25 protein-coding genes and 1 pseudogene are annotated in these 23,809 nt (G+C 66.0%); 11 read left to right on the top strand and 15 right to left on the bottom strand.

The features are described from left to right. Positions 1–82: 82 nt before the first annotated feature. Positions 83–2,590 carry a DNA ligase D gene (ligD, locus tag FV223_RS01810; protein WP_147725148.1) on the bottom strand — a complete coding sequence of 836 codons (2,508 nt, stop codon included), beginning with the start codon at positions 2,588–2,590 and terminating at the stop codon, positions 83–85. A gap of 205 nt (positions 2,591–2,795) precedes the next feature. On the opposite strand from ligD, the gene FV223_RS01805 reads away from it, so the two are divergent. The 3 genes from FV223_RS01805 (at position 2,796) to uvsE (ending at position 6,522) form a co-directional block, all read left to right on the top strand. Next, on the top strand, positions 2,796–3,704 hold the full coding sequence (locus FV223_RS01805; RefSeq protein ID WP_147725147.1) for a Ku protein: 909 nt from the start codon (positions 2,796–2,798) through the stop codon (positions 3,702–3,704). 650 nt (positions 3,705–4,354) lie between these two features. Further along, positions 4,355–5,371, top strand: coding sequence for a DHH family phosphoesterase (locus FV223_RS01800; RefSeq protein ID WP_210247489.1), 1,017 nt, complete (start codon positions 4,355–4,357; stop codon positions 5,369–5,371). Next, positions 5,368–6,522 carry a UV DNA damage repair endonuclease UvsE gene (gene uvsE, locus FV223_RS01795; protein WP_187276015.1) on the top strand — a complete coding sequence of 385 codons (1,155 nt, stop codon included), beginning with the start codon at positions 5,368–5,370 and terminating at the stop codon, positions 6,520–6,522. The genes FV223_RS01800 and uvsE overlap by 4 nt, the downstream gene beginning before the upstream one ends. A gap of 86 nt (positions 6,523–6,608) precedes the next feature. Here uvsE and FV223_RS01790 read toward each other — a convergent pair. Then, a pseudogene (locus FV223_RS01790) lies at positions 6,609–6,800 on the bottom strand (DUF4113 domain-containing protein); the annotation flags it as partial. Positions 6,801–7,045: 245 nt separating this feature from the next. Between FV223_RS01790 and FV223_RS01785 the strand changes: the two are divergent. Beyond that, on the top strand, positions 7,046–7,534 hold the full coding sequence (locus tag FV223_RS01785; RefSeq protein ID WP_147725145.1) for a hypothetical protein: 489 nt from the start codon (positions 7,046–7,048) through the stop codon (positions 7,532–7,534). A 79-nt stretch (positions 7,535–7,613) separates the two neighbouring features. Here FV223_RS01785 and FV223_RS01780 read toward each other — a convergent pair whose 3' ends face one another. The 3 genes from FV223_RS01780 to FV223_RS01770 form a co-directional block, all read right to left on the bottom strand. Beyond that, positions 7,614–8,060 carry a hypothetical protein gene (locus FV223_RS01780; RefSeq protein WP_147725144.1) on the bottom strand — a complete coding sequence of 149 codons (447 nt, stop codon included), beginning with the start codon at positions 8,058–8,060 and terminating at the stop codon, positions 7,614–7,616. A gap of 72 nt (positions 8,061–8,132) precedes the next feature. Further along, a complete protein-coding gene (locus tag FV223_RS01775; protein ID WP_147725143.1) occupies positions 8,133–8,627 on the bottom strand; it encodes a hypothetical protein in 495 nt (164 codons plus the stop codon). A gap of 33 nt (positions 8,628–8,660) precedes the next feature. Continuing rightward, positions 8,661–10,205, bottom strand: a complete 1,545-nt coding sequence (locus FV223_RS01770; protein ID WP_147725142.1) for a chromosome partitioning protein ParA — start codon at positions 10,203–10,205, stop codon at positions 8,661–8,663. Between the two features lie 809 nt (positions 10,206–11,014). Between FV223_RS01770 and FV223_RS01765 the strand changes: the two genes are divergently transcribed. The 3 genes from FV223_RS01765 to FV223_RS30010 all read left to right on the top strand — a co-directional run bounded on the left by FV223_RS01765 (position 11,015) and on the right by FV223_RS30010 (position 12,760). Beyond that, complete coding sequence (locus FV223_RS01765) at positions 11,015–11,503, top strand: hypothetical protein (RefSeq protein ID WP_147725141.1); 489 nt, start codon at positions 11,015–11,017, stop codon at positions 11,501–11,503. Further along, entirely contained in the window at positions 11,503–12,042 is a 540-nt protein-coding gene (locus FV223_RS01760) for a hypothetical protein (RefSeq protein WP_147725139.1), read from the top strand. Before FV223_RS01765 ends, FV223_RS01760 begins: the two co-directional genes overlap by 1 nt. Positions 12,043–12,295: 253 nt before the next feature. Further along, positions 12,296–12,760: a hypothetical protein gene (locus FV223_RS30010; protein WP_187274842.1), complete on the top strand. Its 465-nt coding sequence runs from the start codon at positions 12,296–12,298 to the stop codon at positions 12,758–12,760. Here FV223_RS30010 and FV223_RS01745 read toward each other — a convergent pair. Genes FV223_RS01745 through FV223_RS01735 form a run of 3 tightly spaced genes read right to left on the bottom strand, consistent with a single transcriptional unit; the run spans position 12,757 to position 14,773 of the window. Next, complete coding sequence (locus tag FV223_RS01745) at positions 12,757–14,088, bottom strand: Y-family DNA polymerase (protein WP_147725134.1); 1,332 nt, start codon at positions 14,086–14,088, stop codon at positions 12,757–12,759. The two genes, FV223_RS30010 and FV223_RS01745, sit on opposite strands and share 4 nt — an antisense overlap. Further along, on the bottom strand, positions 14,085–14,537 hold the full coding sequence (locus tag FV223_RS01740; protein ID WP_147725132.1) for a S24 family peptidase: 453 nt from the start codon (positions 14,535–14,537) through the stop codon (positions 14,085–14,087). Before FV223_RS01740 ends, FV223_RS01745 begins: the two co-directional genes overlap by 4 nt. Further along, positions 14,534–14,773, bottom strand: a complete 240-nt coding sequence (locus tag FV223_RS01735) for a hypothetical protein (RefSeq protein ID WP_147725130.1) — start codon at positions 14,771–14,773, stop codon at positions 14,534–14,536. Before FV223_RS01735 ends, FV223_RS01740 begins: the two co-directional genes overlap by 4 nt. A 123-nt stretch (positions 14,774–14,896) precedes the next feature. On the opposite strand from FV223_RS01735, the gene FV223_RS01730 reads away from it, so the two are divergent. Beyond that, a complete protein-coding gene (locus tag FV223_RS01730; protein WP_147725128.1) occupies positions 14,897–15,148 on the top strand; it encodes a hypothetical protein in 252 nt (83 codons plus the stop codon). An 11-nt stretch (positions 15,149–15,159) separates the two neighbouring features. Continuing rightward, positions 15,160–15,402 carry a hypothetical protein gene (locus tag FV223_RS01725; protein ID WP_147725126.1) on the top strand — a complete coding sequence of 81 codons (243 nt, stop codon included), beginning with the start codon at positions 15,160–15,162 and terminating at the stop codon, positions 15,400–15,402. A 423-nt stretch (positions 15,403–15,825) separates the two neighbouring features. Here FV223_RS01725 and FV223_RS01720 read toward each other — a convergent pair whose 3' ends face one another. Further along, positions 15,826–16,392 carry a MucR family transcriptional regulator gene (locus FV223_RS01720; protein ID WP_147725124.1) on the bottom strand — a complete coding sequence of 189 codons (567 nt, stop codon included), beginning with the start codon at positions 16,390–16,392 and terminating at the stop codon, positions 15,826–15,828. Between the two features lie 413 nt (positions 16,393–16,805). Here FV223_RS01720 and FV223_RS30005 point away from each other — a divergent pair, with 413 nt between their 5' ends. Further along, entirely contained in the window at positions 16,806–17,222 is a 417-nt protein-coding gene (locus FV223_RS30005) for a hypothetical protein (RefSeq protein ID WP_187274843.1), read from the top strand. A gap of 373 nt (positions 17,223–17,595) precedes the next feature. Then, a complete protein-coding gene (locus FV223_RS01710) occupies positions 17,596–17,991 on the top strand; it encodes a MucR family transcriptional regulator (RefSeq protein WP_147725175.1) in 396 nt (131 codons plus the stop codon). A 48-nt stretch (positions 17,992–18,039) separates the two neighbouring features. Here FV223_RS01710 and FV223_RS01705 read toward each other — a convergent pair whose 3' ends face one another. The 6 genes from FV223_RS01705 to urtB form a co-directional block, all read right to left on the bottom strand. Then, positions 18,040–18,432, bottom strand: a complete 393-nt coding sequence (locus FV223_RS01705) for a response regulator (protein WP_147725122.1) — start codon at positions 18,430–18,432, stop codon at positions 18,040–18,042. A gap of 813 nt (positions 18,433–19,245) precedes the next feature. After that, positions 19,246–20,196 carry an acetamidase/formamidase family protein gene (locus tag FV223_RS01695; protein ID WP_147725117.1) on the bottom strand — a complete coding sequence of 317 codons (951 nt, stop codon included), beginning with the start codon at positions 20,194–20,196 and terminating at the stop codon, positions 19,246–19,248. Between the two features lie 14 nt (positions 20,197–20,210). Further along, positions 20,211–20,927 (bottom strand): ATP-binding cassette domain-containing protein, encoded by a 717-nt coding sequence (locus FV223_RS01690; RefSeq protein ID WP_246686427.1) that lies wholly within the window; start codon positions 20,925–20,927, stop codon positions 20,211–20,213. Next, the gene (locus tag FV223_RS01685) at positions 20,924–21,634 is read right to left on the bottom strand and encodes an ATP-binding cassette domain-containing protein (RefSeq protein ID WP_147725115.1); all 711 of its coding nucleotides are present in this window, start codon (positions 21,632–21,634) and stop codon (positions 20,924–20,926) included. The genes FV223_RS01690 and FV223_RS01685 overlap by 4 nt, the downstream gene beginning before the upstream one ends. Continuing rightward, positions 21,631–22,746 carry an urea ABC transporter permease subunit UrtC gene (gene urtC, locus FV223_RS01680; protein ID WP_147725113.1) on the bottom strand — a complete coding sequence of 372 codons (1,116 nt, stop codon included), beginning with the start codon at positions 22,744–22,746 and terminating at the stop codon, positions 21,631–21,633. Before urtC ends, FV223_RS01685 begins: the two co-directional genes overlap by 4 nt. Further along, a partial coding sequence (gene urtB, locus FV223_RS01675; protein WP_147725111.1) for an urea ABC transporter permease subunit UrtB occupies positions 22,743–23,809 on the bottom strand: 1,067 nt, incomplete at its 5' end. The genes urtB and urtC, both read right to left, overlap by 4 nt.

The following is a 23,809-nucleotide window of genomic DNA, read 5'->3' as shown; positions in this document are numbered from 1 at the left end:
CATCCGCTTCGGGACGAAGGACCAAAGTCTGGTCGCCAGCCCAAACGCCCCTCGTGAATGGGTACCAAGCGTCAGGTTTCGCCTACGAGGTCCGTCGACGGGGTCGGCGCCCAGCAACCTCGAGCGGACGAGCCGCGCGTTCGAACCCAGTCCAGGGATCGCGCTGTAATGCGGACAGGCGCCCCAGCAGGCTTGTAACGTCGAAGCGCGCCCCGGAGCCGAGCGACGGAAGTTCGCTCCAATCGATGGGAACGGATACGGGCGCCCCGGGGCGCGCCCGGGTGGAGAAGGCCGCGACGGCGGTCGCGCCTTGCTGGTTGCGCAGGTAGTCCACGTAAATCCGTCCCTCCCTGGCCTTCCTCGACACGGTCGCGACGAAGCTGTCGGGGACGTCCTTCGCCATCTCGGATGCGATGCGCTTCGCGAAGGCCTTGGCCTCGTCCCAGCCGACCTTCGGCTCGATCGGCACGATGACGTGCAGCCCCTTGCCGCCGGTGGTCTTCACGAAGCTGGCGAGGCCCGAGGCCGACATCCGCTCGCGCACCTCCAGCGCGCCGGCGACGAGATCGTCCCACGCGACGCCGTCGCCCGGATCCAGGTCGAACACCAGCCGGTCCGGCCGATTCGGGTCCGAGACCGTCGCCCCCCATGGATGGATCTCCAGCACGCTCGACTGGACGAGGGCGCGAAGGCCATCCCGATCCCGGATCACGACGGTGTTCTCCCCGTCCACGGACCGGATATGGCGGTCGTCGAGACCGGCCCAGGCGTGTTTCTGGTAGAAGCAGGATCCGAGGCCATCCGGGCACCGGAGAAGCGATAGCGGCCGGTCGACGACGTGCGGCAGGATTCGGTCGGCAACCTCTTCGTAATACTCGGCGAGACCCTCCTTGGTCAGGCCGACGTCGGGCCAGAGCACGCGATCCGGATGCGTCAGCGGCGTGGCCTTCACCGGCGGCTTCCGCATACGAGGCTTCGCGGCCGCGGCCCCCTTCTCCCGTACGACCTCCTCAGGCCGCACGTCGCTCCGGAGGGTCTTGAAGGACGCGTGCCGAAGCTGGCGGTCGCCCGTCCACCCGCGGAACGTGACCTCGCAGACGAGCCGGGTCTCGACCCAGCGGGCGTTGCGGCGCGCCGGCGGCGGCAGCTCGGCCGCGAAGGGCGCCGCCGGGATGCGCAGCGGTTCCAGCTGCGTCCAGAGATCCCGCGCAACCGCGTCGCGGAAGCCGGTGCCGACCCGCCCGACGTGGACGAGGGTGCCGTCCTCGTGCGTCCCGAGGATCAACGACCCGACGGACCTGGACGCGGTGGTCGACGGCATGTAGCCGGCGACGACGAACTCCTTCGACAAGCTGCATTTGATCTTGCGCCAGGCATCGGTCCGGCCCGAGCGGTGGGGCGCGTCAGCGCGCTTGGCGACGATGCCTTCCAGTCCGAGCCTGCAGGCGTGGCGCGCCATGGCCTCGCCATCGGCGATGAGATGCTCGCTGAACCGGATGGGGCCGCCCGGCGGGGCGTCGTCGAGGACCTGCAGCAGCAGGTCCTTGCGTTCGGTCAGGGGCAGGGCACGCAGATCCCTGCCGTCGAGGTAGAGCAGATCGAAGGCGTAGACGACCGCCGATCCCGTATCGCCGGCGGCGAGCGCCTGTTGCAGGGCGGAGAAGCTGGAGACCCCGCTCTCCGTCTCGACGACGATTTCGGCGTCGATCAGGGCCGAGGGCAGCTTCATACCCTTCAGGGCCTGGGCCGCGGCTTCGAACTTCGCGGTCCAGTCGAGGCCCGAGCGCGTCAGAAGCTTCACCGAGCCGCCGTCGATGCGGGCCTGCATGCGGTAGCCATCGTGCTTGATCTCGTACAGCCAGCCGTCGCCGGTGGGTACGTCGTCGACGAGGGTCGCGAGCGCGGGTTCGACGAAGGGCGGCAGGATCGCCTGGCGGGCCCCCTTGGAGCGGCTCGCGGGCGGCTTCGTCCTCCTCTCGGCGGCGACCTCGGCGCGGGCCGCATGATCGGCTCTGACGACCCCGCCCTCGGCGAGATCCCGGTTGGTCCGGCCCGACAGGACCGAGGCCTCGTGCTCGACGAGGATGTCGCCGTCGCGGCGGGCGTGCTCGTCGTCGGCCTTCACCAGCAACCAGGGCTGCTTCTTCTCGCCGCCGCGGCCCTTCATGCGCACGAGATGCCATCGGCCCACGAGCCTTTCGCCGTGCAGGGCGAATTCGAGGTGCCCCTTCGCCAGTCCAACGGACGGATCACCCATGGGCTCCCAGGAACCGGTGTCCCAGACGATCATGGTCCCACCGCCATACTGGCCCTTCGGGATCGCGCCCTCCCAGGCCAGATAGTCGACCGGGTGATCCTCCGTCTGGACCGCGAGCCGCTTCTCGGCGGGCGACAGGCTCGGTCCGCGCGTCACCGCCCAGCTCTTGAGCACCCCGTCCATCTCGAGCCGCAGGTCGTAGTGGAGGCGCCGCGCGTCGTGCTTCTGGACGACGAACCGCGCCTTCGCCGCCTTGCGGCCGCGCTTGCCCTTGGGCTCGGGCGAGGCCTCGAAATCCCGCTTGTCCCGATAGGATCTGAGCAGCTCGGTCATCGTCCTGTGAGAACCGGAACGGCCCGTTCGGGTTCCTGGGCCGACTCCTTCGACAGGGCCATCTACAATAATGGGCAGGTTATCCACAGCTGCGCCTGTGGAGGAACGAGTCGAGTTGGACTCTCGTTGAACCGTCAAGCTCCCGACCTTCGCGGCGCGAAGGCATCGGCGGCCGGAAATACTTCGACGGACACAGGAGACGGACGTGGCAGCCCGCGCCAACTGGAAAGGTCATCTTCGACTTTCACTCGTCTCCTGCGCGGTCGGACTGTATCCGGCAGTCAGCTCGTCGAGGGAGCTGAAGTGCCATACGATCAACCGCGAGACCGGCAACCGTCTCAAGCAGCTGATGGTCGACTCCGTGACCGGCGACACCGTGGATCGCGACGATCAGGTCAAGGGATGCGAGATCGCCAAGGACGACCTCGTGCCGATCGAGGACGACGAGCTCAGCGAGATCGCCCTGGAGAGCACGCACACGATCAACATCGAGGCGTTCTGCAGGCGCGCGGAGGTCGACGAGCGCTACCTGGACAAGCCGTACTACCTGGCGGCCGAGGACAAGGTCTCGCGCGAGGCCTTCGCCGTGATCCGGGATGCGATGAGGAAGAAAGGCATGGCCGGGCTCGGCCGCATCGTCATCTACAAGCGCGAGCGGGTGGTCCTGCTTGAACCGTACGGCAAGGGCCTGCTCGCGACGCTGCTGCGATACCAGGACGAGGTCCGCTCGCCGACGGCCTACTTCGAGGACATGCCCGACGGCGATCCCACGGCCGAGATGCGGGCGCTCGCCGAGGAGCTGATCGCGCGCTCCACCCGAAAGTTCGATCCGTCGAAGTTCGAGGACCGCTACGAGGAGGCGCTGATCGCCCTGGTGAAGGGCAAGGCACCGAAGCCCGCGAAGGGCAAGAGCAAGGGCAAGGCGAAGGCCGGTGCGCCGAACTCCGGTAACGTCGTGAACCTGATGGAGGCCCTTAAGCGCAGCATCAGGTGCGAGAATGGGGAGGGATCAGCGAAGGTGCAGCCGCGGAAGACCAAGGCGAAGACCTCGACGCCTTCGAGGAAGCGCATTTCGGGCAAGGCTTTGGCCGGCAAAACCCGGAAGGCCGCTTGACCCGGCGTGTGACCGACCTCGCCGGTCGACGCTCTTGACCGACAATCCGACTCTCCGGCGGCCGCTTTCGCTGCGGTTGCTAACCCGATGCGCGAACCATGAAGCGATCGATCTGGATTCGAGGGTTGTTCCGGTCGGTTGGCGTATGGCGGCCGTCCTTCCATTCGGTTCGCGGCGATGCGTTCACGGAGACTGGCGGCAAGTTGCGCAATCGCGGCCGCGATACAGTGGCGACAGGGCTTTCCCGGTCCAAGGGCATCGCAGCTGCCGGGAAACCGGCAGGCCGAACCAGGCATGGCTCCCAGAGCCCTTCGACGTGATTCCGACCAGATCCTAACATCGTCCGACCCCGGACATCAGGAGGCCGATGCCGTTTGGGAGGCCGTATGGTGCCGACGGCCGATCGCCTGTGCGCTTGCACCCCGGGCAATGGAATCTTTGAACAGAATTCTCTGATTTGCCTGCCATCGGTTCCGAAACTCGGACGTTGCCTCGCCGGGCGATGCGCATCTCTTGCTTGCATCAAAGGATTTCGGGGCCGGCCTTCGAACGGGGCCATGGGGTATGAAATGACGGGTGGGTCAGTGAGGTCTCGAATGGTCGGAAGCCTGTCATCGCATGGCGATACACGAGGGTCGGCACGGGACGCGATGAAGGCCGCCCTCGCCAAGTTCAACAAAGAGAAGCCCATCCTGATCGTCAGCCATTTCGATGCGGACGGTCTGACCGCGGCCGCCATACTGGTCCGAGCCCTCCGGCAAGCGGGATGGGAGGCGGTATCGCTCGTTGTCGGTAAGGGGGAGTCACCGTGGGACCCCCAGGTCGCCGACCGGCTGGGCGAGCACGAGCCCGGCGGACTGATCCTGGCCGACCTCGGCACCCGAGCCGACCCCGTGCTGTCGGGCTGCCCGACACTCGTCATCGACCACCACGTCCCGACCGGCGAACCGAGGGACGCGATCACGATCAGCGGGAACGGCCTCGCCCCTGAGCCGACCACCGCCCTGCTTGCCTGGTGGGCCGTTGGCGCCATGGGGGACCAGGCCGACCTGCTATGGCTGGCGGCGGTGGGCCTGATCGGCGACATGGCCGAGGGCCTCGACTTCCCGGAGATCGCCGAGGCCCAGGCTCGCTGGGGCAAGACAGCCCTTCGCGATGCCACGTCGCTCGTCAACGCCCCCCGCCGAACCGCGGCGGCCGACGCAGGGCCGGCGTTACGACTTCTGCTGGCATCGGATGGCCCAAAACGCATCACCAAGGGCGACGATGCCGATGCGTTAGCTTTGCACGCGGCCAAGACCGAGGTCCGGGCGGCCATGGACACGGCCAAGCGCGTGCCGCCCGCCATCGGCGGCGACGTCGCGCTGATATCGCTCGACTCCCCGTGCCAGATCCATCCCCTGATCGCCCAGCAATGGCGGGGGCGCCTGAAGAACAAGATCGTGATCGCCGCGAACGCGGGCTATCGCCCCGGCTGGGTGCATTTCGCCGCTCGGTCGGCCAGCGGGCGCGATCTCATCGCCTTCCTCGCCGAGCATCGTCCGGCCAACGCCGACGGGCGCTACGGCAACGGCCACGCCCAGGCGACAGGCGGGGCGCTGCGCAACGCCGACTGGAACGACTTCATCCAGGGACTCGGGTTTCCCCAGGCACAGGTGCAGGCATGACCGGCAATGATCGTCCTTTGCGGCTGGGCTTTCCCGTCAAGGTGATGGGGCGGCCAGACCTGAAGTCGCAGGACACCCGGCGCTGGCAGAAGGATCCGCACCTCAAGTGCTCCCTCGAACTGCTGGACCACGTCCTGGACTACCTCAAGTCTAAGAACCTCGACATGTACCGGATGTCGTCGGACATCGCGCCTTATGCGACCCACCCGGACATGCCCCGGTTTCACAACATGGTGGCGGAGAGCGATGCCGAGCTGCGGGCGTTCGGCGCAAAGGCCCGGGCCTACGACATCCGGCTGTCGTTCCATCCCTCGCAGTACGTGCTGCTGAACGCTCCGAACCCCGAGCTCACGAAGAAGAGCATCTGGGATCTCTCCAGCCAAGCCGAGATGCTGGACCGGATGGAGCTGGACGACGAGGCGGTGATGATCACCCATGTCGGTGGTGTCTACGACGACCACGAGGCGAGCCGGGCGCGTTGGGTCGACGGCTGGAACCTCTGCCCGGAGCACGTGAAGCGCCGTCTGGTGCTGGAGAATGATGACCTGCGCTTCTCGGCGGCGGACGTGCTCTGGATCCACGAGCGTACCGGTGTGCGGTTGATTTTCGACTACCAGCATTTCTGGTGCCTCAATCCCGAGCGGCTGGACATGCGCGAGACCTTCGAGCGCTTCCTTGCGACGTGGCCCGCTGGCGTCCGCCCGAAAATGCATTTCTCCTCGCCGCGCACCGAGTTGCGCGAGATCAAGCAAAAGATCACCCCCAAGCAACGAGAGGCGGCCAAGGCCGGAAAAGCCAGGGGTAAGTCGAAGGAGGTGTTGAAGGCGCCGATCAAGGCGACGGCACGGGTGAAGACGGTGTTGCGGCCCCCCGTCTGGACGGGTCACGCCGACTTCACCAACCCCTTCGAGTTCGCGACGTTCATGCGGATGGCCGAGGGATTGGTTTTCGACGTGATGCTGGAAGGGAAATCCAAGGACCTCAGCCTCCTGCGTCTTCGCCCCGATTTGCTGCGCTTCGCACCCGACGTCGCCGCCCGGTTTGGGATCACCCCGCAGGCGGCGACGGACGACGAGGAGCAGCTGGAGCAAGGTGTCGACGCCGACGATGAGGCGGATGTCGATGAGGGGCGCGCTGAAGCCGCGGAATGACCCCGGAAATCCCGGGACGCCACCTCAAAGGTGCGCACTTCACGACAAGACGACCCTGCTGCGACGGCCCGCCATACCGCCGGTCGCGCGTGCGCCATCGCCAACTTGCCGACCTGGCTCGTGTAGCGCGGCGTCCGCATCTCAAACTTCGTGCTCCATGTCCGTTTTCTCACGAGTCTAGCCCGGGCGGGGACGACGCTGCCGCGGCCGAAGCGGGCGTTGCAGGCGTCGATCGCCGCCATCAGCGGCCGGGAGCGCTCGCGGTCGAGTTGGCCGATCGATGGGCGGACAGGAGAGGGTCTTCCGCGCTATCGAGAACGCGTGGCGCTGGGGTCCCATGCTGAAGGTCAAGCTCCATCGGCAGCGGAAGGTCTTGGCACGGCGCAAGGCTGGGAGAGCTGTGTGGAGATCGGCCGGAGCTAGGACGCCGTGACTTGCAAACCGGACACTAGATAGTCTAAATTTACTATCATCAATAATCGCGGCCTATCTAAATGGCGCACGCGTCGCGCCAAGGAGCTCCATGAAACCGGTGAAGAGATTCCCTTTCGGATACCTCTCAGCTCTCGATGCGTCTAATCAAGGGGATGCTGTCGGCACTCATATCACGAAGGTGCTACCGCTTGTCGGTCACTTCGACAGCGTTGGAACGGAGATTACCTCCGACCCTCGTTCGCCACCTGAGGATTGGTCAAAACTAATCGATCGGGTTCGTCAGGCGGCCCAGCATGCTCGTGATATTGAGGCGCAGGCTCAGGAACAGGAATTGCGCGTTCAGGCATTGCTCGACCGTGTCCGGCAGGATGTCCGGGATGCCGCTGAGCGTGTCCGAGCTGCCGAGGCACGCTCTGCCGATATCCAGAGCCGTGCCGACGCCTTGCTAAAGGCTGCCGACGAAAAACTGCTGGCGGCCGAGGAGCGTGCGCGTATCTCCGAGGAGTGGCTGGCGCGGGTCCAGGAAACTATCGTGGCAGAATTTTCAGAGAAGCCAGCCTTAAAACACGTTATCTGATGCCGGCCTTCAAAATGACCACAGGCAAGATAGAGACGAATGATAGTTTTTGTATAAATCTCTTAATTTGATGAAGCGTTCATTCGCCGCCATGGCGCTCGCGCGGCTGATCTATTAATTCGAACGTAATGGCGGCCTGTACCTTCTCGAGCCAACCTTCGGCGCTTTCAGCGCGCCTCTCGGCAGCTTCTGCCCTTTCTTCAGCTTCTAGAATTCTTGCATTTGCCATCTCGCAGAGACGGAGTGCGCCGTCCAGCTCAACGAGCGCCATATAGGCGACACGCTCTGCCTCGGTGGATTTCTCCTGTAAAACCCTGACCTCATGGTCGAGGTTCCTGATTTGCGTGGCGTAGTCCAGGCGTTCCTGCTTGATGCGAGCGAGCAGCAGGCACGCATCGGAATGGATCTTGTTGCGCCAAAGCTCGAAACTGGTAATTTCTGTCTCGGCCTGCGCAATCAGTTCAAGGACGACACCCGGGTTGACCTTGGCAAAATGCAACGGTGTAGCAAGGCTCGACGAGCCCACCTGAGCATGATCGGCGGAAGTAGCCGTAAACGAGGACGTCGGGTCCGACCTGAACACTGCACCGAGTCCGTTTCAGTCAGAGGGTTCGCCATTGAGGGACGCGGCTTTCTGTGCGGCCCTCGATCCGAAAGCCGTGATTGCCGCGTCGTGAAGCCGGACGAGCCACGCCTCAGCTTCGTGGGCCCGGCTTTCGGCCAGACGCGCGCGCTCCTCGGCACGAGAAAGCTTCTGCTCCGTGAGCGAGATCTGCTGATTCAGACGGCGCATCTCCTCCGATGCCTGGGTGGTGACATGCGTAAGCTGGGCTTCCAATTCCGCAGCTCGCTGCTCACCGATGCGGATCGCTTCGCTCGCCTCTTCGATGAGATCGACGGCGGCCGACCACTCCCTCAGGGGCGGCCCTCCTGCATTCTCCGGGTTTGCCGACATTGCTCCAGACCCACCTTCCGATGAGGGGAGGAAGCTGACGACCTTTTCTCCAGGCTTCGTCGCGTTCGATTGCCATGCACGAAGCATCATCGACTGACCCGTAGAGAACGGCATGTCTTTGGAGGCGGGATCGCTCATCCTAAACCTTGTTCCGCAATAAATATTTGATCGTTAATTTTGAACGGCTGCGTTGAACGGCCGGACGTTGCTGACGGGCTCCGACGTTGGCTCGGCACCAACCGGAGACGCATCCTCTTCCCCGGCCCGCCATCCTCGGCCCGAGCGTTTGAGGACTTCGTACTGCTTCTGAAGCGATACACGCGTTTCCCGGGCGATGTCCAAGGCGCCTTGGACCAGAGCGCGCTCCGAGCGCTCGTTCTGCAAGTCCTCCGTCAACCGCCGGTTTGCCAACTCGAACTCGGCGCGCGCCGCTTCCTGACGATGGGTCATCTGCTCGATGCGCTCGACGAGGGCAGCGTTGCGAATGCCGGCTTGCTCGACCGCCGCCTCTCGGGCAGCCAGCGCCTTGCCGAGCATGTCGCAGCGCGATTCGAGTTCACCGCGCAACCGCTGCATGTCGAGGAACCGTTCGGTCTGACGCGCCAGATCGGTCTGAAGGGAGTCCAAGCGCCTCTCCGCAGTGGTACGCGCGATGCTAGCCTCTTTGAAATTGCGATCCGCGATCCTGTGCGCCTCATCCTTCTCACGGAGTTGGTTGCGTGCCTGGCCGAGCAGCTGCTCGTTCGATTCCGCTCGATTGGTCGCGGCTTCGAGCTTCATGGCCAATCCTGAGCGCTCGGTCCGCAAGAAGCTGAGGTCCGTCTCGTGTTGAGCCTCGTTCCTTTCTCGCGCGGCGACCTCGCTCGCGAGCTGGCTCTCGGCCGCCCGTAAGCGATGGCGCTCCACTTCAGCCAGAGCCTCCAAGCTTCGATGGCGGCTCTCCAGTTCCGAGAGCTGGACGGCCTGCTCCTCGTTGAGCGTCGTCATGCGGCGGTTGTCCGCATCGAGGACACCAAGGCTCTCGCGGGCGCCGAGCAGCTCATGCTCCGATCGTGCGAGCGCGCTGTCGGCGGCCTGTGCTTCCAGCCGCAGGGCTTTGTTCTCGCCGCTCAAAGCCTTCACCTGTTCGGCTTCAGCGAAGAGTTGCCGCTCCATGTTTTCGATGGAGAGCGCTTTGTCGCGGATCTCGACACGCTGGTCGGCGATCGTAGCGTCCGCGGCGCGCAACTGGTTCTCAGATCGATCGGCTCGCGCGAGGGCATCGGAGAGCTCGGTGGCCAGACCGGCCGACCGGGTGAGAAGCTCCGCGACTTCGAGCCTGATCGTTCGGCTCGATTGGAATTCCTGCGCAAGCGACGTCTCAAGTTCGGCGATGCGCATGCTTGCGCGAGGCAGTTCATCGCTAATACTGATGATCGGCTCGAGAATGGAGGAGAAATCTTCCTCCAATGTCCTCAAGTCCTCCAGGCGATCCATCATCGCATTGATGCGCTGCCTTACGACCTCATCGCGCTGGCCGATCGAGTCGAGAGACAATGGCTTCTCCGCGCGCGCGGCGCTCGTCCGTTTCATTGCGCTATCGAACGCATCGAGGTTCGCTTTGGGCAGGGCGATGTCAGGCTTGGGCTGTCTCGATACCTCATCGACCGGCGCATCCTTCAGCGACGAGCCAGTCGACGGCGATGACAGCACGTTCCGAAAAGATGACCATGCCATCGCGAAGACGATCCTATACGCATTAAATGCCTATTATAGGCATAAGTAGATTTATATCACGCAAATCTATTAAAGGCGAATCCCAAATGCGGCGGGAACATTCGGATTGACATCGAGCGTTGTTTTTTGATTCAAGCTCGTTCAAGCGTCCAGTTTCGACGTCTAGTCGAATGCGCGCAGAAATTTTCGGATGAGATTGCGTCCTCTCATGGATGGGTTGTTCGTTTTTTTCTTATAAGGAACGTTGAATGCTTTCCGATGTACAGTGGGCGATCGCGCTGACATCTGCGGCGGCGGCGCCCACGTCGCGCGATGACGATCTCGGCCACAAGGGAGCTGCCGTTGATGGTGAGCAGGCGCCGGCTGTCAGCCGTCCCAAGCGACGCAGAGCCCCCGTCGAGGTCACCGGGGCGGCCGGCGGAACGGACGCCCGCAAGCGGATGCCACGGGCGCCGGCGGCGGCCCTCGAAACGGACCGATCCACTTAAGCCCGCCTTGTGGCAAACCCGACACAGCAAGGCGAAGGCTTCTGCCTCTATGTTTCGGTTCTGTGAATGCCTTCAAGGGGCGCTCAGTACCAAGCCATCCTAAACATAGCGACTTCACGCAGGCCGGCTGGAGCGAGCCGTCGAGAAAGCTTTGCTGCAGTGGATGGCGGTCGCCTTCGACTAAGTTGACAACGCCGACGACGCGAACGCCCGCGACATCAGCGATAGCCATTGCGTTAAGCTTCTGTTAACCATTGCGAACGATCTGTTAACTGAGCAGGCTGGCGTGGTCCAAGCCTAAGCAAATAGTGAGATAGTCCAATGGACCCGGCGAAGAAGTTCTCTTGGGAAAGCCTCTCGCCGCTGGACGTCCCGGTCGGCGAACCGGGGTCCGACGCTCAGCTCTCGAAGGTGTTGCGGCTGGTCGGCCCCCTCGATGACATCGGCGGCGGCCAGCCGCCGACGCGCCGGTCGTCGCCGCAGGACTGGTCGCTGCTGATCGACCGCGTTCGGCATGCGGCGACCCATGCGCGCGAGGTCGAGGCCCAGGTGCAGGAACAAGAGCAGCGGGTCCAGGAGCTGCTGGAACGCGCCCGCGAGGATCTCAAGCTGGCCGCTGAACGGGTTCGCGCCGCCGAAGCGCGAACCGCCGACATCCAGAGCCGCGCCGACGTGTTGCTCAATGCCGCCGACGAGCGTGTGAAGGCGGCGGAGGAGCGCGCGCGCATTGCGGAAGAGTGGCTGTCGCGGGTCTACGACACGATCGCGAACGAGTTCAGTGTCGAAGCGTCTGCGAAGCGGACCGCCTGATGTCGATCAACGCTCAGCGCCGGACCGTCGATGCGCGCCAGGACGGAGACGAGGCCGAACCCAGCGATGCTGCACGCAGCAGCACGAAATGGGCTGCCGACGTTACGTCGGGCAAGAAGGTCGTGCCCCTTTTCGCCGAGCCCAGCATGCCGGGTTCGCAGGAGACGTTCGCCGAGCCGACAGTCGTCGATTGGCCCGCCGCGCTCGACCTAATCCGAGATGTTGGAGCCCGTGTACGCCGGGCACGCGATTTTGCTCAGGAAGTCTCGCTTCGCTCCCAGTCGATCATCCGACGGAGCGTGAAGCAGACCGAGGATGCCGAGCGGCGTGCGCAAGCTGCGGAGGCGGCAGCCAAGGCTGCGACACTGCGAGCCGACAAGGCCGACGAACTCGCCCGTCTGTCGGAAGCCCGAGCCAAGCTCGCGGAGAAGCAAGCCGAGGAGGCCAGAGCCGGCGAAGCTGAAGCCCAGCTATGGCTGCGTCGCGTCCACGCCTGCCTCAAGGACGAACTGGGCGATATCGTCGTTGACCTTGCCTAGCAACGCTGTGGCTGCGACGTGATGATCCCGCCTCGGCCGGGCCCAGCGGGGCCTAGCCGGGGAAGAACGAGGCAAAGGGGTCTCATCCTTTGGAAGTTGAATCGCGCTGCACCCCGGCGTTGCGCAAGACCGCCGAGAGGACGATGCCGAGGCTCAGCCCGATCCTCCCCTTCGTGCGCTACGCTGCCTCAAGAGAACCTGAGACCACCGCGCCGCCGAGCTATGCCGTCGCGGCATCAAGCGTAGGAGAGGTGTGCTCGATCTCACGAAATGGGCTCGGGCGGCGATCAGGCGGCGGGTCGTCGAGCAGCTCCACGTGCCAGGCACGATGACCGCCATCGGCCGAGACCTCCCGGACCACATTGCCGACGACCACGCCGTCGAGGACGAGATCGTAGCTGTCAACCGCGAGGCGGTCGAGGTTGCACACTTCGGCATAGGGCGTTGCTCAGGTGCGCGACGGCAAGCCCGTGCGCCCGTCCCCGCCCTCGACGCCGAACGCGGCGCGGCACGTCCGGCCATACTGGTTCGGCTGCCGGGTGCCGACCGCCTGCTGATGACCGCACGTCTGGGTCAGGCGGAGATACACGTCGTAGAGGTCGGCGTGCTCGCCGAACCGCTGCCGGAGGCGAGCCAAGTCGTAGGTGCCGCGCCGCTTGCACGGCGGGCACTCGACCACGAGCCGGCGCCCGCGGAGGTCGCACAGGCGCTCCATTAGCCGGCCACCGCGATTGGCAGCTCGCCGACCTGCGTCGTGTAGCGCGGCGTGCGCATCTCGAACTTCGTGCTCCACGTCCGCCTCTCCACGAGGCCGGCGCGGGCTGGGACGACGCTGCCGCGGCCGAAGCGGGCGTTGCAGGCGTCGATCGCCGCCATCAGCGGGCCGGAGCGCGCGCGGTCGAGCTGCCCGATCAGAGCGCGTGGGCTGGCGTCGAGCAGCATCAGGTCGGTGGTCACGATCCCGGCCTTGCTGAACCGCCACGGCCGGTCGCCGGGCTCGCGCCAAGTCCTCGCCACGCCGAGGCGGGCGGCTTTGATGAGCGCCAGCGTGTCGTTCGTGGCCTCCGGCAACGTCACCGTGGTCGAGACCGAGCGCATCGGTGCGCCCCGGTCGTGCTCGCTCGTATGGTAGAACACCGAGACGTGGTTCGTGGCGAGCCCTTCGCGCCGGAGCTTCTCGCCGAGCCGCGTGGCGTGCGCCGAGACCGCCTGCTCCAGCGTGGCGCGGTCCTCGATCCGGGTCGAGAACGAGCGGGTCACCGCGCAACCCTTGCGCTGGGCCGGCAGCGCGCCGAGCGGCAGGCAGGACAGGCCGCGCAGCTCGTGGATGATGCGCTCGCCCACCACCGTCAGCGCCTTGCGCACCGGGCGGGGGTCGAGGTCGGCGAGATCGGCCACGCTGTCGACGCCCATGGCTTCGAGTTTGGCGAGCGAGGCGCGGCCGATGCCCCAGACCTCGCCGGCCGGGATGCGGCAGAGCCAGTGGTCGTACTCGGCCGGATCGGTGAGGTCGCAGACGCCGTCGAGCGGAGCGATGCGCTTGGCGATGTGGTTGGCGAGCTTGGCCAGGGTCTTGGTCGGGCCGATGCCGACGCAGGTCGGGATGCCGGTCCAGGCGCGCACCGTGGCGCGCAGATCGCGGGCCAGCGCGACGCGGCGATCGGCCCGCACGTCCGAGAGGTCGAGGAAGCTCTCGTCGATCGAGTAGATTTCCACCATGGAGGAGAAGTCGCGGTAGACCGCGTTCGCCCGGGCGCTCATGTCGCCATAGAGGGTGTAGTTCGACGAGAATACCCGCACGCCCTTCATCCGACACATCTCTCGGATCTTGAACCAGGGCTCGCCCATGCGGATGCCGAGCGCCTTGGCCTCGGCCGTCCTGGCGATGGCGCATCCGTCATTGTTGGACAGCACGATCACCGGAACGCCGGAAAGCTTCGGGTCGAACACGCGCTCACACGAGCAGTAGAAGCTGTTGCCGTCGATGAGCGCGATGGCGCGCCCTCCGCCGATCCGGTCGCGCAGCCGCGGCGCCGGACCACTCACGACAGTCGCCCGCGGGCGAGGTGCCAGCGGATCGAGAAGCGCAGCACGCCCCAGATCTCGACCTCGCCGTACTCGTCGACGGCAAACGCCGGCATCTCCGGGTTGTCGAAGTCGAGGCGGGCCCGGTTGCCGGCCATCCGGTAGCGCTTGCACGAGAGCTGCCCGTCGACCACCGCGACGACGACGCTGCCGTCCTCGGCCCGAAGGCTGCGGTCGATGCAGGCGAGGTCGCGGTCGTGGATGCCGGCGCCGCGCATGCTCTCGCCGCGGATCTGCATCAGGAAGGTCGCCGGCGGGTTCGGCACGAGCCAGCGCGGCAGCTCGAGCGCGCCTTCGAGGAAGTCGTCGGCGGGCGACGGGAAGCCGGCGCACAGCGCCTGCCCGATCACCGGCACGCGGACGGCATCCGTGCTGCCGAGGATCAGTTCATCGACCGCGTAGGGGCTCACGCGGCGTCGCTCGCCGGTGCCGCGGCCACGCCAGCTCGGACGTAGCCGTACGAGATCAGCCGGTCGCGTTGCTCGGTCCGGCGCTCGGCCTCCGAAAGGTCGGACAGCGCGTCCTCGATCGCCCGGATCAGCGCGGCCCAGGCGTCGCCGCATGCAACCAGCCGGTAGGCCCATGCGATCGCCTCGGCCTCGGTTGAACGGATCTCCACAGGCGGTTCGTAGGGCTGGGGGTGCATCGGTGCTCCGAGTTGTCCAAGAACATACAAGGAACAGACAGTAAGCGGATCGACGGTTCAACCATGGCGATCACAGCCGGGCGCGAAGCGGTGGGATGCTGTGGAGGGCGGGGTAGAAGGCCAATGCCGACACCGCTTTACCGCTTCCACTGCACGGACGGGCACGACCTCATCGCCGATCGGCTGGGCAAGCGGCTGCCGACCTGGGCGCTGATGCGCGCGCATGCCGAGCGCGTCGTCCTGGACGTGATGCTTGGCAGCACGCGACGCGATTGGTCGACTTGGACGGTTGAGGTCTACGATGGAACGGGCCGGCACGTTCTCTCGAAGCCGTTTAGGGACGTGCTCGACAATCGACCGCCGAGACAAGGCTGAGGGGACGCACCATCGGCGCGAAGACGACGTTCGTGGGGCAGACCTTCATCATCGAGCGGAAGCGCCTGGTGCCCGGCGACCGCGAGGTGGCGCCGACAGAGAACGGCGCGGTAAAGAAGGCCGAGGCGATGTCCGGCATCGCGGCACTGAAGATCGTCGCCGACGATGAGGCCGGGAAGTTGGAGAGCGCGACGATCCTTGGCCAGTTTGGCGAAGTGCCGGACGATTTTGCGGAAAGCTCGCAGGGCAGTTGAGGTGTGAGCCGACTCTGCCCGGCCGCCTGATCCCGAGCGGCGCAAGTGTGTCTTCAGTCCGTCAGGACGGCGATCAGGGAGAAGGAACTCGCGAGCACGAAGGTGCCGGCGACAAGGGACGCGATCAACAACATGGGATGCCTCAAGCGCACACAGCGCCATTACCAACGTGCAACGCTTCGCTCAGTTGCCTGCGCGCACGGGAGGGCTGCCTTGCAAGACAATGCTGTTGAAGACTTCGAGCCTTCACACGGGAGCAGACGGTTCAGCCCCGCCCCGATCGGTTCACGGGACGGGGGAACCCGGGATCTCACCAGCGAGGCCGATACGCAACGTGGCCCGGGTGTAGGATGGCAGGACTCGGTTAGAAGCACATCACCGCGACGGATGCCGCGGTGTGCCGGAACGGGGCGCTGAGCGGCCTCAGGCCGTCCCGGCGACCTTCTTATGCCCGCGTGCCTTCGGAGCCGCCCCGGACGCCCCTGCGGCCTTGGGCTTCCGACCACGGGTCTTGGGCGCCTCGGAGACTGTCTCGTCGGCCGCGGCAGCCTTGGGAGCTGCTTTACGCCTCTGCTGGCCAAGGCCAAGCGAGCGCGCCAGCTCGGACCGCTGAGCGGAATAGCTTGCAGCGGTCGACGGGTAGTCCGACGGCAGACCGTAGCGTGCACGGTACTGCTCCAACGTCAGGCCGGCCACGGTCAGGTGACGCTTCAGCGTCTTGTAGGGCTTGCCGTCGAGGAAGGAGATCAGCGCGTCCGGCGTGATCGACTTACGGATCTGTGCCGCGGTCGGCTTCTCGGGGCCGGCAGGTTCAGCAGTCGCCCCATTGCTGAGACCGGACAAAGCCGCATGCACGCTGGCGATCACATTGTGCAACTCCGACACCGGCACGTTGTTGTTCGACACGTAAGCCGCGACGAGGTCGGCGGCGAGTTCGATGAAGTTATAGGGTTGAGCTTCGAGTTTTTCGTCCACGACGATCCCTTCCATCAAGAGGATCCACCGCTCCACCCGATGAGGTAGATCGTCAAGGCATACGCATAGGAAACGCACCTCCGCTTTACGAAATTCCGGTCGAACTCACTGTCATATCCGAGCTGAGCGCATCGGCGGGGGGACTATGTCGTGCCAAAGGAACTCCCGTCGCTTGAGCGTTATGCATCTCCTCATTTGGGTGCCATCCCAACCCGATTACGGATCGCGCACCCGACGGTGGAGCCAACCGCGACACCATCAGGCTCTAAGACCAAGCTTTGAACGCCAAAGCCAAGCGAAGCCCTAAGAAACACTCCGATACATTTTCGTGTGTCGTAGGACACGCTGTCGCGAGAACTATCGCAAGGTCTAGCAGTTGCTCCTTTATAACAGGCCGATTCTGATGGGTCGGCTATGGAGTTCACGGAATGAAGAAAATTGCTTTTGCGTCAACGGCTCTGATTGCAGCCTTGGCTTTCACGCCGGTGACCGCTGATGCCCGCGGCTTCGGCGGTGGCGGTGGCGGTGGCGGCTTCCACGGCGGTGGCGGCGGTTTCCGTGGCGGCTTCGGCGGCGGCGGCGGCGGCTTTCGCGGCGGTATAGGCACACCCCGCGGCGGTTTTGTCGGACGTGGGTTTGCCGGCCGCGGCTTCGCGGGTGGCTACGGTCGCGGCGGATATGGTCGGGGACTTGGCTACGGTCTGGCGGGCGTCGGTCTTGGCCTGGGCGTCGGCTACGGCTTAGGCGGCTACTACGGAAACTGCGGTTACGGTGGCACGTACGGGTACGGCGCCTATGGGTATGGCCCAGGCTCGTGCGGCGGGTACTACGGCTACGGGTACTGAACAGCAGCCGCAGGCTTGCGCATGATAATGAGCCCCGGACCGCAGACGCGGCCGGGGCTTTTTTAATGCGCATCGGCCCCGGCTCACCGCATTTTCCGGATGAAGTCTTTCTCCACGGCTGCACCTGAGTGACGCCGCACTGCCGCGGAGCGTGGTGAAAGCAGCTGGGACCGCCCCGATGGGGCGCCGGGCTGCCTTCTCCTGGAAACCTTATCCGTCGATCATGCGTACAGGTCACGGCAGGATCGCACGATCTTGTGCGAGTCATGCCTTGATTTGGACGAGAGATCGGTAGATCTCACGCCAGTAGCGTACATACAGGATAATCGAAGTGACGCAAGAAAACCTGGGGTTAAACCCTGACATGCTCGCAATGGCGGGCAAACTGGTAGCGGCTTACGTGTCCAACAACCGCGTGCCGGCAACTGAACTTCCCGCTTTGATCCGCACCGTTCATGCGACCCTCAATGGCATCGCGAGCGTGACAGCGGCTGGTGGTGTCAGCACCCCGGACGAAGAAGTTGAGAAGCCCACCGCGGCACAGATCCGCAAGTCGATCCGGCCCGACGGGCTCGTCAGCTTCATCGACGGAAAATCATACAAGACGTTGAAGCGACACCTCACGAAGCATGGGCTCGACCCGCGCGGCTACCGGGCGAAGTTCGGACTGCCGGACGATTATCCGACGACGGCCGCCTCGTACTCGGAGGCCCGGTCTGCTCTCGCAAAAAATATTGGTTTGGGCCGGCCAGGTCGCGCAGCCGCCTGAGCAGCGTAGCTCGATGTCGCCTCGATCGGCGAACCGACGAGGCGACCTTCAAAGCTCCATGCCGCGCGCCGATATGATCCGTCGCGTGGCTTTGACCAACATTTCGTCTGAGAACGGCTTGCGCATAAACTGTGCAGCCATCGGCAGCTGATCCTCGGTCGGCGACGCCAACCCGGATACGATGAGGATCGCGACCTCCGGCCATCGTGCCGCGACCGCTTTCGCTAACGTGAACCCGGTCAACGGCTCGCCGGCCAGATCCACGTCCGCAATCATCGCGACAATCTCGGGTCGAGCGTCGAGATGAGCAACCGCAGCATCTACGCCTGTTGCCCCGGCCACCTCGAAGCCGGCATCACCCAGTGCCGCGACCATCGCCATGAGCTGGACTGGCTCGTCCTCTACGACCAACACGGCTGCTCGCGCCTTAGACTCTACCATGGGCTGCGTTCCCGTGCTCCAATTCTCAGGAACGCAACTGACGCGGATCTCGCCTCACCTGCCAGGTTCACGACTTTGAGTCGCGAACCTACTCCGTGCTTCAACCTGCCCCATAGCCGCCCTTCGAGTTGCTCGAGCTAGTGGACGGCGGCTTGCCGTCGTAACCGCCGCTCTCAGGCGTGCGGTCTGGCTTTGGATCGGGCAACCCGGGCGAGGTTGGTCCCGCGCTCTCAGCCAGGGGCGGCGGCGCCTTTGAGGGATCGAACGGATGACCGGGCGGCTGAGCGCCGATGGCCTCCGTCTTGGTCGCTGTGTCGTCACTCATAATGCCCTCGCTCGTGTCCTGTCTGAAGGCGCGCAGGCCACAGGAGTTCCGGCGGTGTGGCAGATCTCTGCGACCAATCGCACCTCTACTTCCACAGCTCCCCCTCTTCACCTCTGAAAAGGACGGCGAACGGTGGGACGCTCGCGTCGGGTGTCGGGCGCCCGGCGCTGCGACCTCGGTCGGCAGCTCGCGGCGCAGCCGGCAGCCGCGAAGATCGCGAGCGCGGGACGTCGGACCCGCATCTACCTCGCGACCGCACACGGGAACCTCCGGAGAACGCCCGCCTCCCACCGTCGGCGCGATCCGGCCGACGCGGCACGGTCCCCGCGTTTCGAGGTTCTCGACCCCGATCGGTCGCGAGCGGACCCGGCCTGTGATCGGCGATCAACCTGCGCGGAAGATCTCCACGCAAGACCTGCGCGGACGACCTGCGCGGACGACCCGCACCGTGACGGTCGCCCGCGCGGGTCGCGCGGTGATGGCCCCGTTCAGGCCTTGGTCGTCAGGGCGGTCTTGGGCATGAGCATATGGACGCCCTTGTTGCCGTCGACCGTCTGGGTGATGCGCAGGTTTCCGGCGAGCGAGCACAGCATGTAGGCCTGGTTGCGGGTCAGCCCGGTGCGGGCGCAGACGTGGCGCACCATCTCGCGCACCGCCTGCCGCATCGCCTCGTCGAGGCTCTCGTGCAGGCCGATCGTCATCAGGTCGGTGGGCGTCTCGGCGAACGGCCACTCGTAGCCGAGGTCCTTGCGCACGGTCAGGCGGAAGGTGCCGGTGAGGCCGGTCTCCAGCGCCGTGATGCAGACCTCGCCGTCGCCCTGCACGCCGTGCCCGTCGCCGGCGTAGAAGCCGGCGCCCGGGTTGTAGACCGGCAGGTAGAGGGTCGAGCCGACCTTCAGCTCCTTGTTGTCCATGTTGCCGCCGAAGCCGCGCGGCACCGCGGTGCCGACGCGGCCCCAGGCGGCGGGCGGCGCCGTGCCGAGGATGCCGAAGAACGGGTCGAGCGGCAGCTCGGTGCCCCAGGGCAGCACGCAGACGCCGCGCGCGACGTCGATGTCGGGGTGGATGGTCTCGTACTCGGTGAACTCGTCGGGCAAGGTCCCGAGCAGGGGCAGGATCGAGACGAAGCCCCAATCCTGGCGGAACGCCTGATCCAGGATCTCGACCTGCAGCACGTCGCCCGGCTCGGCACCGCGGACATGGACCGGACCGGTGACGAAGTGCGGCCCGGGGCCGGGGACGCATTGATCGAGCACCGCGAGGTGCTCGGCCGAGACCCGCGCGGGATCGGGATGCAGCGACTCGCGTCCGCCGGCGGGGAAGGAATGGAGGGTGACCGTGTCCCCGGACGCGATCTCGAGCACCGGCGGCAGCGCGGCGTCGAAGTAGCCGAGCACCATCTTGTCGGGGGTGGCCGGGATCTCGTGATGCGTCGGCATGTGCGCTCCTGATGTCAGACGGCGATGTGGCGGGTGAGGTCGGCGTGGCTGATCGCGCCGCGCTCGCTCCGCTCGACGATGCCCCCGCGCGAGAGGACCACGACGGAGTCGGCGAGGCGGATCGCGAAATCGAGATACTGCTCGACGAGCAGCACGGTGATCCGACCTTTGAGGCCGGCGATCACTGCCTCGATCGCCGAGACGATTGAGGGCTGGATGCCCTCGGTCGGCTCGTCGAGGAGCAGCAGCCGCGGGCGCGTCGCCAGCGCGCGGGCGATGGCGAGTTGCTGCTGCTGCCCGCCCGAGAGGTTGCCCCCGGGCCGGTGCCAAAGCTCGCGCAACGCAGGAAACAGCGCCGCCGCCTCGTCCACCGCCCCGGTGCGCTCCAGCCCGTGAGCGCGGGCGGCGACGCGCAGGTTCTCTGCGACGGTCAAATCCGAAAAGATCTCGCGGCCCTGCGGCACCGTCGCAAGCCCGCCCCGCGCGCGCCGATCGATCGGCCAGGATGCGATCTCGTCTTCGTCGAAGGCGATCCGCCCGCGGCTCGCCGGGATCAGCCCGGCCAGACACCGCAGCAGCGTGGTCTTGCCCGCGCCGTTGCGGCCGAGCACTGCAAGGCAGCTGCCCGGTTCGATCGTGAGCGCGACGCCGCGCAGCACCTGCGCGCTGCCGTAATGCTGGTCGAGCCCCTCGACCGTGAGCCGCATCGGCGGTGCTTCGGGCATGCTCATCGGCCTAGAAACACCTCGATCACGCGGGCATCTGCCCGAGCGCCGCGCATCCCGCCCTCGTAGAGGGTGCGGCCCTCGTGCAGCACCGTCACCCGGTCCGCGATGGCCTCGACGAAGGCCATGTCGTGCTCGATCACCACGATGGCCCGGTCGGGCCTTCGCAGCGCGCGGATCAGCGCGGCGGTGCGCTCGGTCTCCGCGTCCGAGAGCCCCGCCACCGGCTCGTCGAGCAGGATGATCCTGGGGTTCAAACCCAGCACCATGCCGATTTCCAGCCACTGCTTCTCGCCGTGGGCAAGTGCCCCGGCGAGTGCGTGCGCGCGGGGTTCGAGGCCGATCTCGCCGAGCACCGCCCCGATGCGCGCGGCGCGCTCCGATGCCGGGAGCCCAGCGCCGCAGCCGATGTCGAGGTTTTCGTACACCGTCAGCGCCGGGAAGACGCTCGGCTTCTGGAACTTGCGCCGCACGCCTGCCTTGGCGATCCCAGCCTCGGAGCACTTGGCTAGGTCCAGGCTGTCGCCGAGCATCACCCGACCGCGGAGGGGCTTGGTGATTCCGGAGATCACGTCGAGGAGCGTGGTCTTGCCGGCCCCGTTCGGGCCGATGACGGCGCGGACCTCGCCGGCATCGACGGCGAGCGATAGCGCGGTCAGCGCCCGGAAGCGGCCGAAGACCACATCGAGCTTGTCGACCAGAAGGGCGCTCACCGGCCCCCTCCGTTGCGCAGCCATGTCGGCTTGGTGCGGAGGGAGGCGAAGTCGAGCAGGCCGTTCGGCAATGCCAGCACCACCACGAGCACCAGCCCCGACAGGATGAAGGGCCACGCCTCCGGCATCGCCGCACTGAGCCAGAATTTGAGCGCGTTGACTGCGACCGCGCCGATCACCGCACCGCCGAGCCGGCCCATCCCGCCGATCGCCACCCAGACCGCGATCTCGATCGACAGGTCGGGGGCGAGCACCCGTGGGTTGATGATGCCGACCTGCGGCACGTAGAGCACGCCGGCCAGCGCCGCGATCATCGCCGAGAGGCACCAGATCCCGAGCTTCAGCCGTGTCGTGCCGTAGCCGAGGGTGCGCAGCCGGGTCTCGTCGTCGCGGCACGCCAGCATGCGTCGCCCGATCCGCCCCGCTACCAGCGCGCGGGTGCCGACGAGAACCGCCGCCAGCGCGCCGAGCGAGGCTAGGGCGAGGCCCGTCGTCACGGCCGCCGAGCCCATCGGATATCCGAACAGCAGCGGGAAGCCGGTCATGCCGTTGTTGCCGCCAAGCCCGGTATCGTTGCGGAACATCAGCAACATGGCGACGTAGACGAGTGCCTGGCTGATGATCGAGAAGTAGACGCCGTTCACCCGCGAGCGGAACGAGGCGAAGCCGAAGACGAAGGCGACGGCCCCCGACAGCGCCATCGCCAGGAACAGGGCGTAGGGCGCGTTGGTGAGCCCGGCCCAGTAGGCCGGCAGCGTCTTCCAGCCCATGAACTGCACGAAGTCCGGCGCGACCCCCGTCGCGGAGAACGCGTGCGACAACAGGTGCATGGCGCAGACGTAGCCGCCGATGGCGAAGAACAGCCCGTGACCGAGGCTGAGGATTCCGAGGTAGCCCCAGATGAGGTCGAGCGACACGGCGAGGATCGCGAAGACGGCGAGTTGCCCGATCGTGTTGACGACGTAGGGGGCGGGCTTCAGTCCGACGAGCACCAGGCAAGCAGCCAGGATTAGCAGCAGGATGCCGACGAGGAGCGGTTCGTGAAGCCACGCGGCCGACCGACGCGGACGAGCATTGACCGGGGACGGCAGGCTGTCGGCTGCCCCGCTCATCGCCGACGCCTCGCAACGAATAGGCCCTCGGGGCGTCGTTGGAGGAACACGATGATGCCGACGAGCACGATCACCTTGGCCGCGACCGCCCCGTAGAACGGCTCGATCAGCACGTTGGCCCCGCCGATGCCGAGCGCCGCCACCACCGTCCCGACCACGGTGCCGACGCCGCCCAGGACCACCACCATGAAGCTGTCGACAATGAAGGTCGCGCCCATGCCCGGATTGACGCTGTAGATCGGGCATAGGGCCACTCCCGCGAGCCCAGCGAGCCCTGAGCCGAAACCGAAGGCGAGGCGGTCGACCCGTCGGGTCCTAATGCCGAGCGCGCCGGCCATGTCGCGGTTCTGCGTCACCGCGCGGATGTCGAGGCCGAGCGGCGTGCGCTTGAGGATCAGCAGCGTCGCGGCGAGCGTCACCGCGGCGAAGGCGATGGCGAAGAGCCGGTTCCAGGTGACGATGAAGTCGGCGTAGAGCGGGACACCGCCGCTGACGTAGGACGGCATGCCGAACTGTAGGTTCTGCGAGCCGAAGACGACGCGCACAAGATTGATCAGGAACAGGCTCACCGCCCATGTGGCGAGCAGGCTCATCAGCGGCCTTCGGTAGAGGTGGCGTAGGATCAAAGCCTCGACGACGATGCCGACGCCGGCCGATGCCAGGAACGCGACGGGAATCGCCGCGACGAGGTAGAGGTCGATCAGACCCGGCGCGACCATCCGAAAGGCCTCCTGCACGCCGTAGGCGGCATAGGCGCCGACCATGATGAGCTCGCCCTGGGCGAGGTTGATCACCCCCATCAGCCCGAAGATGATCGCGAGGCCGACCGCTGCCATAAACAGGATGCTGGCAAAGCTCAGGGCGTTGTAGGAGAGCGCGAGTCCATCGCCGATGGTGACCGCGCGTTCGACCCGCGCGATCCCCGCATCGAGCGCGGCTTTGAACGCCGGATCCGCGGCATAGGCCGGATCGGTCCGCAAACTCGCGAGCCGGGAGCGTGCGGCGCTCGACGGGGCGTCGGCGATGGCGCCGATGGCCGCCCGGCGGCGCGCGGGCTCGGGGG

It is taken from the genome of Methylobacterium sp. WL116 (assembly GCF_008039455.1).
GTDB lineage: Bacteria > Pseudomonadota > Alphaproteobacteria > Rhizobiales > Beijerinckiaceae > Methylobacterium.
Note: the sequence above shows the minus strand (reverse complement) of the source record. Positions and strands in the feature narration are given on the sequence as shown.

Bases quoted from the DNA above. Each gene is read 5' to 3' on its own strand.
- ligD (WP_147725148.1), bottom strand. From the start codon at position 2,590: ATGACCGAGCTGCTCAGATCCTATCGGGACAAGCGGGATTTCGAGGCC.
- FV223_RS01800 (WP_210247489.1), top strand. From the start codon at position 4,355: ATGAAGGCCGCCCTCGCCAAGTTCAACAAAGAGAAGCCCATCCTGATC.
- uvsE (WP_187276015.1), top strand. From the start codon at position 5,368: ATGACCGGCAATGATCGTCCTTTGCGGCTGGGCTTTCCCGTCAAGGTG.
- FV223_RS01785 (WP_147725145.1), top strand. From the start codon at position 7,046: ATGAAACCGGTGAAGAGATTCCCTTTCGGATACCTCTCAGCTCTCGAT.
- FV223_RS01775 (WP_147725143.1), bottom strand. From the start codon at position 8,627: ATGAGCGATCCCGCCTCCAAAGACATGCCGTTCTCTACGGGTCAGTCG.
- FV223_RS01770 (WP_147725142.1), bottom strand. From the start codon at position 10,205: ATGGCATGGTCATCTTTTCGGAACGTGCTGTCATCGCCGTCGACTGGC.
- FV223_RS01765 (WP_147725141.1), top strand. From the start codon at position 11,015: ATGGACCCGGCGAAGAAGTTCTCTTGGGAAAGCCTCTCGCCGCTGGAC.
- FV223_RS01760 (WP_147725139.1), top strand. From the start codon at position 11,503: ATGTCGATCAACGCTCAGCGCCGGACCGTCGATGCGCGCCAGGACGGA.
- FV223_RS01735 (WP_147725130.1), bottom strand. From the start codon at position 14,773: ATGCACCCCCAGCCCTACGAACCGCCTGTGGAGATCCGTTCAACCGAG.
- FV223_RS01730 (WP_147725128.1), top strand. From the start codon at position 14,897: ATGCCGACACCGCTTTACCGCTTCCACTGCACGGACGGGCACGACCTC.
- FV223_RS01720 (WP_147725124.1), bottom strand. From the start codon at position 16,392: ATGGAAGGGATCGTCGTGGACGAAAAACTCGAAGCTCAACCCTATAAC.
- FV223_RS30005 (WP_187274843.1), top strand. From the start codon at position 16,806: ATGAAGAAAATTGCTTTTGCGTCAACGGCTCTGATTGCAGCCTTGGCT.
- FV223_RS01710 (WP_147725175.1), top strand. From the start codon at position 17,596: ATGGCGGGCAAACTGGTAGCGGCTTACGTGTCCAACAACCGCGTGCCG.
- FV223_RS01705 (WP_147725122.1), bottom strand. From the start codon at position 18,432: ATGGTAGAGTCTAAGGCGCGAGCAGCCGTGTTGGTCGTAGAGGACGAG.
- FV223_RS01695 (WP_147725117.1), bottom strand. From the start codon at position 20,196: ATGCCGACGCATCACGAGATCCCGGCCACCCCCGACAAGATGGTGCTC.
- FV223_RS01690 (WP_246686427.1), bottom strand. From the start codon at position 20,927: ATGAGCATGCCCGAAGCACCGCCGATGCGGCTCACGGTCGAGGGGCTC.
- urtC (WP_147725113.1), bottom strand. From the start codon at position 22,746: ATGAGCGGGGCAGCCGACAGCCTGCCGTCCCCGGTCAATGCTCGTCCG.